A 12,147-nucleotide genomic window follows, 5' to 3' on the forward strand; every position below is an offset into this window, starting at 1 on the left:
GAACGAAGGTGACGGTCACGGGTGAAGGCGGGGGTCGTAATCGACCCCCGCCGTCACCTCATGAAACCGAATCCCGTACGGGTCAGGCCTGCTCGGCGTCCGCGGCCGGGGCCTCGGCGGGGGCGGCAGCCTCGGCGGCCGGAGCCTCCGGAGCCTTCTCCTCGGCCTTGTCGGCGTCCTCGGCGGGCTTGGCCTCGGCCTTGTCGTCGGCCTTCTTCTCGCCCTCGAGCAGGTCGCGCTCCCACTCGGCGAGGGGCTCGCCGGCGGCCTTCTCGCCCGGCTTCTGGTCGCCCGTGGCGACGCCGGAGCGGGCGATGAGGCCCTCGGCGACGGCGTCGGCGATCACGCGGGTGAGCAGGGTGACGGAGCGGATCGCGTCGTCGTTGCCCGGGATCTTGTAGTCGACCTCGTCGGGGTCACAGTTCGTGTCGAGGATCGCGACGACCGGGATGTTGAGCTTCCGGGCCTCGCCGACAGCGATGTGCTCCTTCTTGGTGTCCACGATCCAGACGGCGCTGGGAACCTTGGACATCTCGCGGATACCGCCGAGGGTCTTCTCCAGCTTGGCCTTCTCGCGCGAGAGCACGAGAAGCTCCTTCTTGGTGAGACCGGACGCGGCGACGTCCTCGAAGTCGATCTGCTCGAGCTCCTTGAGGCGCTGCAGACGCTTGTAGACGGTCGAGAAGTTGGTGAGCATGCCGCCCAGCCAGCGCTGGTTCACGTAGGGCATGCCGACGCGGGTCGCCTGCTCGGCGATCGCTTCCTGCGCCTGCTTCTTCGTACCGACGAACATGACCGTGCCGCCGTGGGCAACGGTCTCCTTGACGAACTCGTAGGCGCGGTCGATGTACGACAGCGACTGGAGAAGGTCGATGATGTAGATGCCGTTGCGCTCCGTGAAGATGAAGCGCTTCATCTTCGGGTTCCAACGACGGGTCTGGTGACCGAAGTGGACGCCGCTTTCCAGCAGCTCCCGCATCGTGACGACGGCCATGGCCGTACTCCTTGTGTTTTCTCGGTTGTTTCCTGACGCCCACTGCGTGTGCCTGCCGCGTACGCTCGCGCTCTTGCGAGGCGGTCGTACGGGACCGATAGGCCACTGACACGAAGCCTGTGAGGCCCGGTGTCGGGGCGTGCGAAGTCGATCCGGTGGGCCGGATCGCCACATGAAGTGTACGGGACCCGCGAGGTACCGGGTGACGCCGCTGTCCACAACCGTTCGGTAGTCCACGTTTCCCGGCCATGATCCCCGCGGGGCCGCTCCGCGGTGGAACCTGAGCACCATGCGAAAACTACTCACGGTGACGGTCGCGCTGCTCGTGCTGCTGGCCCTCCCCTCCTCGGCACGAGCGGGGGACGCCCGCCTGTGGCCGGTGGGCGAGCGGCCCACGGTGGTCCGCTCCTGGGCGCCTCCGGCGACGCCCTACGGTCCCGGCCACCGCGGCGTCGACCTGGCGGCCCCCATCGATGCCCCCGTACGCGCGGTGACCGACGGCCGGGTCTTCTTCGCGGGCGAGATCGCGGGCAGGGGCGTGGTGTCCCTGGAGCTCCCGGACACCGGCGACCCGCCGCTGCGCACGACGTACGAACCGGTGACGCCGGCGGTCCGCAAGGGCGAGGAGGTCACGGCCGGCGAGGTGGTGGGCACCCTCCAACTCCCCACGGGCCACTGCCCACCCGTCTCCCCCTCCTGCCTGCACTGGGGCCTACTCCGCGGCGACACGTACCTGAACCCCCTGACACTCCTGGACCCGTCACTGATCCGCGGGAGGCCTTCGAGGCTGCTGCCGGTGTGGGGGTGGAAGTGGCCGGGCGCGCTCTTCGGCTGAGCCGGGCGCGCAACCGGGGGGGGGGGGGACTCGTCGGCCGAGCCGGACACTCAGCCGCGGACGCCGCGCAGTGCCATCCCCACGGCCGCGTCCACGATCACGCCGGGCTCCTCCGCGGCTCCCAGTTCGATCCTGCGCACGGCCGCGTCCACCACACCCTGGACCAGCATCGCGGCGAGCCGGGGCTGCGCGTGCCCCATCTGCTCGAGCGCCTCGACGATCATCGCGACGAGCCCGCCGTGCGCGGCCCGGATCTTCTCCCGCGCCCCGGCGTCCAGCTCACTCGCGGAGATGGCGACGACCGCACGGTGCCGCCGGTCCCCCACCAGCGCCAACTGCTCCCGCACATACGCCTCGACCTTGCCCTCGGGCGCCTCGGCCCGCGCCATCCCGGCCTCGACCTCCGCGGCCCACACCGGAAAGTCGACCTCGCACAGCTCCTCGACCACGGCCGCGCGCGACTTGAAGTACTCATAGACGGACGAGCGCGCGAGCCCCGTCCGCTCCGCAAGCGCGGGAAACGTCAGCGCGTCCGTCCCGCCCTCGGACAGCAGGGAACGCGCCGCGTCCAGAAGGGCGCCGCGCTGCATCGACCGGTGCTCGGCCACGGAGGCCGCTCGAATCCTAGGCACGTCTCCACTTTACGAAGATGCGGCCCGCGACGGGAGTCGGTGGGGCTTCACGGACCCCCGACCGGAGGCAGGCACACGGCAGGCACGATTCGCCGCACCGCAGGGTCGCACCGCTCTCAGCGCCCGAAACTCGCCAGCTTCGCCCGCAGCTGCAGCACGGACTTCGTGTGGATCTGGCTGACCCGGCTCTCCGTGACGCCGAGCACATTGCCGATCTCCGCCAGCGTCAGGCCCTCGTAGTAGTAGAGCGTGACGACGGTCTTCTCGCGCTCCGGCAGCGTATTGATCGCCCGCGCCAGGAAGCGCCGCAGCTCCCGGTCCTCCGCGACCTCCACCGGATTGTCCGCGGCGTGGTCCTCGAGCGTGTCCAGGACGCTGAGCCGGTCGCTGCCGCCCTCACTGCCGACGTGCAGCAGCTCCTCCAGCGCCACCACGTTCGCCAGCGACAACTGACTGAAAACCGCGTGCAGTTCCTCGAGCGCGACCCCCATCTCCGCGGCCACCTCGCTCTCCGAAGGAGTGCGCCGCAGCTGGGCCTCGAGGGTGGCGTAGGCGCGCTCCACGTTGCGCGCCTTCTGCCGCACGGACCGGGGAATCCAGTCGAGCGCGCGCAGTTCGTCGATCATCGCGCCGCGGATCCGGGTGATCGCGTACGTCTCGAACTTGATCTCCCGCTCGATGTCGAACTTCTCGATCGCGTCGATGAGCCCGAAGACCCCGGACGAGACGAAGTCCGCCTGCTCCACATTGGGCGGCAGCCCCACGCTGACCCGGCCCGCCACATATTTCACCAGCGGCGAGTAGTGCAGGATCAGCTGCTCCCGCAGCCGCTCGTCGCCCGTCGCCTTGTACGACCTCCACAGCTCCTCGAGGGAGGAGGGAGCCGGAGGCCGCACGCTGGAGCCGCGCGCGGCGGGGGGTACCGCCGCCCGGTCGGACCCTGAGGTGTGTTGTGGCATGCGCCGCCTTGTGCCGTTCTGCTGCTGCGTACCCAGGAAACCGAGGGTGCTTGACGTACTGGTCGCTGTGATCGCTCTGCCTGTGAAGATGCCGTGTTGCCCGTCTGGTGATGACTGGTACCGAGCTACCCACCTGATTCCGGATGGAGGGGACGAAACCCGGATCCTGGTGAGCGTAGCGTGACTGGAGCGTCGCAGTGTGCGAAGGGTAGGAGATCGTCGTTGCGCAGATACGTTCCCTTCGTCGACTCGCGTGGCCGGTTCCGTCGCCCCGGCCGATCGCGACGGAGCGTCAACTGCCGGAATTGCCAAGGTCATCGGGGTGTCATCCGGACGGCGCAACGCACGGCGTCAGAACAGCTCCCCTCCGGGAAAGACCGATTCGATCGCCTGGCGTGTCAACTGCCAGCCCTCGCCGTGTCGTTCGACGAACCCCAAAGAGCGCAGTTCGTACAACCTCCCGATCGTCTCGTCCCGACTCGTCCCCGCCCCGCGGCCGGCCTCGGCGACGCTGCACACCCCGCGCGCGGGCAGCGCGGCGAGCACCCTTGCCGCACCGGGTGGCAGCAGATCGCGCGGCAGCACCGGCCCACGGCGCTCGGGCGCGAGCTCGCCCATCTCCCCGACCAGCTCCACGACTTCCGCCGCATCGGTCACCAGCACCGCCTCCTTGCGCAGCAGTTCATGCACTCCCGCGGAGACGCTGCTGGTCACGGGCCCCGGAACGCCCATCGCGTGCCGCCCGAGGCGCTGCGCCCAACGGACCGTGCCCAGCGCTCCGCTGCGATAGGCCGCCTCCACCACGACGGTGCCTCTGGTGAGCGCGGCGATCACCCTGTTCCGCAGGATGAACCGGCTGGGCGTCGGATGGTCCCCGGGCGGCAACTCCCCGATCACGAGTCCCTGTTCCGCGACCCGGTCGATCAACTGGGCGTGCCCCCGCGGATAGATCCGGTCGATGCCGCAGGCGAGCACGGCCACCGTCGCCCCGGTCGCCCCTAGCGCCCCACGGTGCGCGGCGGCGTCGACCCCGTAGGCCCCGCCCGAGACCACCACCCAGCCCCGCTCGGCGAGCCCGGCCCCGAGGCTCGCGCCCATCCGCACCCCGTAGTCCGTGCAGGCCCGCGCGCCCACCACGGCCACCGAACGCAGCGCCCACATCCGCAGGCTCGGCCCGCCCCGCACCCAGAGCCCGATCGGCCGCCCGTCCCCCAGGTCGTCCAACTGCCCCGGCCACTCGGCGTCCCCGGGACACACGAACCGCGCCCCGGCCGCCGCGGCCCGCGCCAGATCCCGCTCGGCGGGCGGCGCGTCCGCTGCCCGTGCGACAAGGCCCGCCCAGCGCCCGGACCGCACCCGGGGCAAGGGCTCACCCGTCTCGCCCGCCTCGATGCGCCGCACCGTCTCCACAGCCCCGAACTCCCGCAGCCACTGCCCGGCCGCCTCCCAGCCCGGCTCCACGATCCGCGTCAGCCGCACCCGCGCGAGCCGCACGTCGTCACCCGCTTCCACCCCCATCACGCCCCGCCCTCCCTCAACGCCGACGCCCCACGCGGAGCCAGGGAGCGGGCCGGCGACTCGGACACCGCAGCCCCGCCCCCTCTCACGACCCCGCCCCGATCGTCATCGGCACCCCGCGTGAGATCCCGGTCCGCAATTGGAGCGCGAGGGCCACGTCCTGGGCGAACGGGCGGTCCCGCCCGGCAAGGTCGGCCACGGTCCAGGCCACCCGCAGCACCCGGTCGAGGCCGCGCGCGGTGAGGAAGCCGCGCTCCAGGTCGAGCTCCGCCTCGTCGAGGGCGCCGGGCGCGGCCGGCCAGCGGGTGCGCAGGGCGTGGCCCGGCACTTCGCTGTTGGTCCGCCACGGGGTGTCCGCGAACCGGGCCGCCGCCCGCTGCCTGGCCTCCCGCACCCGGTCCGCGACGACCTTGGTGCTCTCGCCCCGCGGCCCGTACCCCACCAGCGCGTCGCGCGTGACGGCGTCCACCTCCACACGGAGGTCGACCCGGTCGAGCAGCGGCCCCGAGAGCCTGGCCTGGTAGCGGCGGACCGTGGCCGGCGGGCAGTCGCACTCGCCGCCCAACGCCCGGTACTGCCCGCAGGGGCAGGGGTTCGCGGCGAGCGCCATCAGGAACCGCGCGGGCAGCCGCACCACCCCGGCGCTGCGCGCGATCACCACATGCCCCGCCTCGAGCGGCTGGCGCAGGGCGTCGAGCGCCTTGCCGCTGAACTCGGGGGCCTCGTCGAGGAACAGGACGCCCCGGTGCGACAGCGACACCGCGCCCGGCCTGGCCATCCCCGGCCCGCCCCCGACGAGGGACTGCATGGTCGCCGAGTGGTGCGGGGCGCAGTACGGCGCGGTGTCGATCATCGATTTGCCCGGCGGCAGCATTCCCGCGACCGAGTGGATCGCCGTGACCTCCAGGGCCTCCTCACGGGTGAGAGGCGGCAGGATGGCGGGCAGCCGCTCGGCGAGCATCGTCTTGCCCGCGCCCGGCGGCCCGGACAGCATCACGTGGTGTCCGCCCGCCGCCGCGACCTCGATCGCCGTACGGGCGGACAGCTGCCCGACGACCTCCGAGAGATCGAGTCCAGGTCCGTCGTGCGCGGAGCCGCCGAGGCCCGTGCCGACACCGCTGCCGGGCATGCTCAGGCCGGCGAGCAGTGGATCGGGGCGCCCCGGCTCGTCCGCCTCCTCCTGCGGCACCGGTTCGTCCGTGAGCACGGCGATGAGCTGACGCAGGCTGCGCACGCCGAGCACCGATACGCCCGGCACGAGGGACGCCTCGCCCGCCGTGCTCTCGGGGACCACCACCTGCTCGTAGCCGGCGTCGGCCGCCGCGAGCACGGCCGGGAGCACGCCCCGCACCGGCCGCACCCGCCCGTCAAGACCCAGCTCCCCGATCATCACGATGTCGGCGAGGGCCTTCGGGTCGATCCGCTCGGCGGCGCCGAGCACGGCACAGGCGACGGCGAGGTCCAATCCAAAGTTCGCACTCTTTTAAAGAGCGGCCCTCCACTGCCCTCCACCCGGCCAGGGGCAGACAGACAAAGCCCCCGCCCAATTCCCCGGGCGGGGGCTCTGCTGGCTGGCCTAGATCAGTCACCCTGCACGGTCGAGACTCGGCTCCCTCGGGCCGCTCGCACTTCTGGCCACTCAGCACCGAGGCACGGTCACAGGCACCAGTTTCCCGTCGCCAAGGTGGAGCCATCCTGTGCCGGGCGTGAGGGGTCTCCCCGCGATAGAGCCACTGATCTTGACGCCGATCAGGTCACCCGCATGCCACTCTCGCGGCGACAGAAGCAGTCCACGATGAGCCTTCCTAGCTCGGCGTGACCAGCGGAAGCCGCTCCCGAGTTCCTTCTCATCCCCGCCAAGAACCAATGCAGTCCCGTCCGCGGCCCCCTGTTGAAGCAGCGCTTCCAGCAGGCGACTGGCGTCGCACTTCTCCAAGCACTCCGCATCGTCCATCACGACAACGACCGGTTCTGCGCGGGAAGCTTGCGCGAGCAACTCCTCCAGCTCGTCATGCCCCAAGTCGTCCTGCTCAAAGCAAGCGAGGACGCCCCCACGGCTGGCCAAGTCCCGTAGCGGAGAAGGCTTCGGCGCGACCAGGACGACCCTCGTTCCTGCTGCGAGAAGCGAGCACGCAATGGTCACCAGCGCTGTGGAACGCCCCGAGCCAGCCGGACCGGCGACGGTGAATGCCGGAACGGTCCCTCCAGATAGGTCTGGCCCGTACACGCTCAGTGGGTCGCCTCCGACCCCAGCAAGCACCCACAGCTTGGAAGCTGCCGCGTCACGGAGCGCCCATGCGTCATCGAAGGTGACCTGATCGGGCAAGTCCTCGCAGCGAGCCTCGACCTCCAGCGCATCGTGAGCCGCTTCCCAGAGCCCGAGCAACAACACGTGCTCTTCCAGCATCAGATGAATCGCGTGAGAGAACGCTACGACTGCCTCGCGGCTGGGCAGCTCATCATGGGTGTACCAGCGGATCCAATCACCTGCCGAAACACCTGTCTGGTTCTCCAGATCCGTGAAGGACCATTTGCGCTTCACCCGGTGCTCGTCGAGGCGCCGATGCAGCGTGACGAGTTCGAGCCCTGCCGGTGAACGCTCGTTCTCGAACTCTCTGCTCTTCACACCGTAGAACGTGGCATTGGCCGGCCGACGCTCCTCCGCAGCATCGGCCAATCTGGAGAAGCCAGAGCTGCGGCGAACGACTCCCAGGAAGACCCTCAACGCATCCTTGTCATCCCAAAGCGCCTGAGATGCGTTGATGATCAAGCCCTTCAGTGACTCTTGCGCGTAGTTGAATTCCGCGGCTTGATCCTCGTCAGCACGTACCCCCTTCGCACCCGACTCTCCCTGTTCCTTCTCACCGTTGGATTCCGTAGCTTGCTCCGGTACATCCTGGACGGGTTTGCCCTCTGTGCCACTGCCAGAGTCGGTCTCAGCATCCGACTGTGGGTCCACCGAAGCTTGAGAAACCGTCTCCGTCACGGCTCGCTTCCACAGGCTCTTGAACCGATTGAGTTCGCTGGGGACATCGTCGCATCGGGCGACTTCGGCCAGAGCGGCAACGATGAGCTCAAGACGACCAAGGTCGGGGAGGTCAGGCTGCTGAAAGGCATTGAGGATCGCCTGATGGTTCACGATCCAGTACTCCTGTGCGTCCCGTCCGATGTGATTTCGTATCGTTCGCGCCGAGGGAAGCCCGGCCTCGAACCTCATGGAGTGGAGCTCGTCGTTCAGCTTCTTCAGGTGCGGATACCCATCGAGCCCAGGCTTCTTCCAAGGTTGGGCAACTGCCATCACTTCCCCCCTCAGCGACGTGCTGTCAAAAGGGGTCCAGCAACTCGCTTCTAGATCCGCACTCTTGGCCGTCAGCACGTGTCAGACACTGTTCCGTCCTGGCTTCCCCTGTCCGGGTGCCGTCACGCCTTGTCCTGGATCTGTCAGGCGCTTCCGTGCCGATCCCACGCTGGTTCACGAACCCGTTGGCCTCACAGAGAGAAGGTTCTGATGGACCAGATCAACCGACGCCTCGCAGCCCTCCTGACGATCGGAGTCCTCGTCGCCGTCCTGTCGCTCCAGGCACCCAAAGTGGGGGCCGCTATATCCGGAGCCGCAACGGTGGTAGCCCTGCTCGCCCAGTTCAGGCCGCGAAAGTAGCGTGACGCCACCGCACGACCAGCGTGGGAGTTTCGTCGCGCTTGAGCCACCGAAGCTCCTACGAACAGCGCCCCACCCAATTCGCCTGGGCGGAGGCTGGCTGGCCACGATCAGTCGCTCGGCCTCACCGGGAACTCAAAGCCCTCGGGCTGCTCGTGCTTCTCACCTACGAGCGTCTGCGTCACGGCCAGGACTTCACCTCCGGCGCCGTACTGGATAGTGCGGTACACCGTCACCGGCTTGATCGCGGCGGACGGAAGCCCAAAGTCCTCGCATTCGTACCAAGTCAGGGTCCGGGCTGACAGCTCACGCTCAAGGCGAACGCACCCCGGGATCATGGGAGCTACCGGCTTTTGAGTCAGGTCCGGTGAGGCGTACGGCGGCGGGACGGGGAGCCCTAGAGACGGCGCAAGCCTCCGGACTGCCTCGCTCACAACCGCGACTGGATCACCGAGGCTGACGAGGTCAAACCATTCGCCTCGCCGGTTCTGCGCCCGGAACTCGCCGTGAAGGGCCCGTTCGAGCTCGCGCCCGCCTTCGCACGTCCACAGCACCGACAGCGTCAGGGGTAGACCGGTCTGCATCGCACGTATCCGCCTGTCGACGTCTGTTGTGGTGCCGATCTTTACAAGGTCCAGGCCCTCAGCGCCCACCAGGTAGACGACTTCGGCCGGCCGTTTCTGACTCGACGTCGCGGCAGCGTTGGAGTCCGCGGGCTGGCTGGGCAGGGTCATTGCGCTTCCTCCGAAGGTAGAAACAGCGCGCGGCCCCGTCGAGGCCGGGGCCGCGTGAGCGGGTCAACGACCCTCGTAGTTCCAGCCGCTGCCGGTGCCGCGGTACTCCGCCACCGGGATCGGGGTCACTCCCTCACGCATCCGCGACCGGTACAGCACCCCGTGCAGGTGGTCGACCTCGTGCGCGACGAGTCGGGCCATGCCGCGCTCGAAGATGGTGATGCGCTCGGTGCCGTCGACGTCCTGGTGCTCGACGCTGATCGCGAGCGGCCGGGGCACCTTCCCTCGCACGTCGAAGAACGACAGGCACCCCTCGTACTGCTCGTCGGACTCCGGGGACTCCTCGACGATCCGCGGGTTGAACAGCGTGACCAACTCTCCCTCAGTCGAGCGGACGATCGCCGCCGCCCGGTCAATACCGACCTGGGGCGCGGCAATTCCCATGCCCTTGCCGAACACGTGGACCGTCGCGGCGCGCTCGGCGTGCGACACCAGCTCGGCGACGACACGGCGCGCGTCCTCAGCCTCGTCGGGGAACCTGAACGGCCGGGACGCCTTCGTCAGGATCGGATCGCCCTCCTGGACGATGCCGACAGCCTGCATTCGGTCGCTCGCGGATTGCATGACGTGCGGGGCCTCCTCGTCGCCCGTGCGGGCGCGGAACTTCCACTCAAGTCGGTAGCGGGCGTGCAACGGCGGATCGTCCGTTGACCACGTGTAGATGCGTCGACCTTCTCCCTCGCTGCGGCGGATCGCGGTCCGGAACGGCATCGCCTCGGCCGTCATCGTCGTCTCAGTTCCCCACACCGTGGGCTTCAGGTCGGCCGGGAAGTCGAGGCGGACGCCGAGGCGGCGCGTGGGCAGGCGCACGGCCCGCTGGAACCAGCTCCCCCACTTGTCCTCGCCGACCGTGTACTCATACTCCAGCCACGCCGACTCGCCCGGGTACAGCGGGTATTGACCGTCGTCGTTCTCGAATAGCAGCCACAGTTCTTTGAACGCGTCGCGGTCGTGCTTCACGCGCCACTGGAGGGGCTCGCCGTCGAGGTTGGCGCTCAGGCCGATCTCGTCCCACGTCAACGGATTCTGCCGGTAGTGCGCGTTGGAGCGCTCCGGGTTGCCCGGGTAGCGGTCGACGCTGATCCGGATCAAGTAGCGGGTCACCGGGTCCGGGCTGTCGTTGCGGAGCTTGCGGCGCTGCGTGGCCCGGTAGACGCTCCCGTCGAAGTGAAGGGTCGTGTCCTCGTGCTCGACGAGGAGGCTCGCCGCGTGGAGCTCCTCGGCCGCCTGGTGCGGCACGGCGTCGATTCGGCCGGCACTCTCCAAGTCGCGGTGCGCTCGGAGGATCGCGCCCCCGGTACGCAGCACCTCGTCTGCCTGCTTCGCGAACGAGGCCGACGGCACCAACTGGCCGCCCTCCACCTTCGATACGTACGACGGCGTGTAGCCGACCCGAGCGGCAAGCGCGGACTGCGAGAAGCCCCGCACATCCCGCCACCGCTTCAGCTCAGCCACGAACGCTTCAGCCTGCTCGCTGTCCATCGCGGGTCCCTCCCCCTGTGATCCGTGAGTGATCAGGATTCATGATTCCGTCACAGCCGCGCGCCGCGGTTTGGTCGTCGCGATCACCCGACCGACCGGAAGGAGCGCGGTTCTCATGCCTCGCCGTCGCCCTCGCTCTTACGCGCAAAGCCCTTGTACGCAGCCCCCGGCGCTTCCAGGTTGATGCGCGCATCCTCGCCGAGCGCCGCGCATGCGCGCTCGTACCAGTCCTCGGGGACCATCACGCCCTGCGGATCGCGGTAGCGCCAGAAGCGGATGTGGTGCCCGACGTGTTGCACACGCGCGGCAAGTCCTGGGAGCTGCTTCCGGACTTCAGCGGCGGTCAGATTCTCGGTCTTAGGCATCTCAGCAGTCTCTTTCGACATGGGAGAACTGTATCTAGACCCCAGTGTTGCGCAAGACTCGAATCTTGTGCAACACTCAAGGCATCGCCAAGAGGAGCGGGCCGAAAGGCCCAGGTCCCCAACGGCGCACCGGCCCGCCCGCCTGACAGAGCGACGAAGCCGGAGCACGACACAACTCCACAGAGGACGGGGCCGAAGGCGAAAGCCGAGCGATGAGCCTCACGGCAGGACCAGGGAGACGGAAGGTCCGAAGGCCGCGCACCTACAGGGGAAACCCGCCCAACTGCGCTAACCACGAGCCGCCGAGAACGCAGACGCAAGACAGAACCACTCAAGGAGCCGCCGTACGGGATGGCTCCTGCACCGCCCCCGCCACGCCGAACCCGGGCGTACGCCTCGACAGCAGGCGCGGGCACTCACGCACCACCCCACCGACCACCAAGGGAGCCCGCCATGGCCAACGACAACCGCCGCAAGTTCAACCACGTTCTCTACATCGCCGCCGCGATCATGTCGGCGATCGCCTCCACCATCGCCTTCACCCACGGCAACGCGGTGCGGGGCGCCTTTTCCGGAGCTGCCGCCGTCATCTGGTTCGCGATCTCGGCCACCGTGGCCGCTCGCCGCGACCGCTGACCGAGCCCGCAACATCCCCGCCCGGAAGGACCGCCCGTGCGCACCCACACCACCACCGAGCACCACAACGACGGCAGCTTCACCGTCACCGTCCACGCCGCGGCTAAGACCAGTGCTCTCGCCGCCAGCGAACTCGCTTGGGTCGAGGCTCGCCGCACCGACCCTTCCGCCGCCCGCACTGGCGCCACCTTCAACGAGCGCGCGGACGGCTGGGACTACCGGTACACGTTCACGCCCCGCTGATCCGAGCCCGCAACATCCCCGCCGACACCGT

The 12,147-nt window shown here is 69.2% G+C and carries 11 protein-coding genes and 1 pseudogene; 3 read left to right on the forward strand and 9 right to left on the reverse strand.

The window, feature by feature from the left end; translation table 11 throughout:
• Positions 1-82 precede the first annotated feature (82 nt).
• The gene (gene rpsB, locus ACOKM3_RS14060; RefSeq protein WP_426900422.1) at positions 83-994 is read right to left on the reverse strand and encodes a 30S ribosomal protein S2; all 912 of its coding nucleotides are present in this window, start codon (positions 992-994) and stop codon (positions 83-85) included.
• 289 nt (positions 995-1,283) lie between these two features.
• Between rpsB and ACOKM3_RS14065 the strand changes: the two genes are divergently transcribed.
• The gene (locus tag ACOKM3_RS14065; protein ID WP_426900424.1) at positions 1,284-1,829 is read left to right on the forward strand and encodes a M23 family metallopeptidase; all 546 of its coding nucleotides are present in this window, start codon (positions 1,284-1,286) and stop codon (positions 1,827-1,829) included.
• A 50-nt stretch (positions 1,830-1,879) separates the two neighbouring features.
• Here ACOKM3_RS14065 and ACOKM3_RS14070 read toward each other — a convergent pair whose 3' ends face one another.
• From ACOKM3_RS14070 to ACOKM3_RS14105, 8 genes and pseudogenes are all read right to left on the reverse strand, one after another.
• Positions 1,880-2,437: a TetR/AcrR family transcriptional regulator gene (locus ACOKM3_RS14070; RefSeq protein ID WP_266718911.1), complete on the reverse strand. Its 558-nt coding sequence runs from the start codon at positions 2,435-2,437 to the stop codon at positions 1,880-1,882.
• Positions 2,438-2,577: 140 nt separating this feature from the next.
• Positions 2,578-3,420, reverse strand: a complete 843-nt coding sequence (whiG, locus tag ACOKM3_RS14075) for an RNA polymerase sigma factor WhiG (RefSeq protein ID WP_267069066.1) — start codon at positions 3,418-3,420, stop codon at positions 2,578-2,580.
• A gap of 351 nt (positions 3,421-3,771) precedes the next feature.
• Positions 3,772-4,938, reverse strand: a complete 1,167-nt coding sequence (gene dprA, locus ACOKM3_RS14080; protein ID WP_426900426.1) for a DNA-processing protein DprA — start codon at positions 4,936-4,938, stop codon at positions 3,772-3,774.
• 85 nt (positions 4,939-5,023) lie between these two features.
• Positions 5,024-6,415, reverse strand: a pseudogene (locus tag ACOKM3_RS14085) (YifB family Mg chelatase-like AAA ATPase); the annotation flags it as partial.
• A 162-nt stretch (positions 6,416-6,577) separates the two neighbouring features.
• Complete coding sequence (locus tag ACOKM3_RS14090) at positions 6,578-8,314, reverse strand: ATP-binding protein (protein ID WP_426900428.1); 1,737 nt, start codon at positions 8,312-8,314, stop codon at positions 6,578-6,580.
• Positions 8,315-8,706: 392 nt separating this feature from the next.
• The gene (locus tag ACOKM3_RS14095; RefSeq protein WP_426900430.1) at positions 8,707-9,330 is read right to left on the reverse strand and encodes a GIY-YIG nuclease family protein; all 624 of its coding nucleotides are present in this window, start codon (positions 9,328-9,330) and stop codon (positions 8,707-8,709) included.
• Positions 9,331-9,393: 63 nt separating this feature from the next.
• Positions 9,394-10,872 (reverse strand): peptide deformylase, encoded by a 1,479-nt coding sequence (locus ACOKM3_RS14100; RefSeq protein ID WP_426900432.1) that lies wholly within the window; start codon positions 10,870-10,872, stop codon positions 9,394-9,396.
• A gap of 113 nt (positions 10,873-10,985) precedes the next feature.
• Complete coding sequence (locus ACOKM3_RS14105) at positions 10,986-11,258, reverse strand: hypothetical protein (protein WP_426900434.1); 273 nt, start codon at positions 11,256-11,258, stop codon at positions 10,986-10,988.
• Positions 11,259-11,690: 432 nt separating this feature from the next.
• On the opposite strand from ACOKM3_RS14105, the gene ACOKM3_RS14110 reads away from it, so the two are divergent.
• Both ACOKM3_RS14110 and ACOKM3_RS14115 read left to right on the forward strand, forming a co-directional pair.
• Complete coding sequence (locus ACOKM3_RS14110) at positions 11,691-11,873, forward strand: hypothetical protein (RefSeq protein WP_426900436.1); 183 nt, start codon at positions 11,691-11,693, stop codon at positions 11,871-11,873.
• A 36-nt stretch (positions 11,874-11,909) separates the two neighbouring features.
• Entirely contained in the window at positions 11,910-12,116 is a 207-nt protein-coding gene (locus tag ACOKM3_RS14115) for a hypothetical protein (RefSeq protein ID WP_426900438.1), read from the forward strand.
• The last annotated feature ends 31 nt before the right edge of the window (positions 12,117-12,147 follow it).

It is taken from the genome of Streptomyces nidicola (assembly GCF_050106155.1).
Lineage (GTDB): Bacteria > Actinomycetota > Actinomycetes > Streptomycetales > Streptomycetaceae > Streptomyces.

Excerpts from the sequence above, each read along its gene's own strand:
- rpsB (WP_426900422.1), bottom strand. The coding sequence starts at position 994 with ATGGCCGTCGTCACGATGCGGGAGCTGCTGGAAAGCGGCGTCCACTTC.
- ACOKM3_RS14065 (WP_426900424.1), top strand. The coding sequence starts at position 1,284 with ATGCGAAAACTACTCACGGTGACGGTCGCGCTGCTCGTGCTGCTGGCC.
- whiG (WP_267069066.1), bottom strand. The coding sequence starts at position 3,420 with ATGCCACAACACACCTCAGGGTCCGACCGGGCGGCGGTACCCCCCGCC.
- dprA (WP_426900426.1), bottom strand. The coding sequence starts at position 4,938 with ATGGGGGTGGAAGCGGGTGACGACGTGCGGCTCGCGCGGGTGCGGCTG.
- ACOKM3_RS14095 (WP_426900430.1), bottom strand. The coding sequence starts at position 9,330 with ATGACCCTGCCCAGCCAGCCCGCGGACTCCAACGCTGCCGCGACGTCG.
- ACOKM3_RS14100 (WP_426900432.1), bottom strand. The coding sequence starts at position 10,872 with ATGGACAGCGAGCAGGCTGAAGCGTTCGTGGCTGAGCTGAAGCGGTGG.
- ACOKM3_RS14105 (WP_426900434.1), bottom strand. The coding sequence starts at position 11,258 with ATGTCGAAAGAGACTGCTGAGATGCCTAAGACCGAGAATCTGACCGCC.
- ACOKM3_RS14110 (WP_426900436.1), top strand. The coding sequence starts at position 11,691 with ATGGCCAACGACAACCGCCGCAAGTTCAACCACGTTCTCTACATCGCC.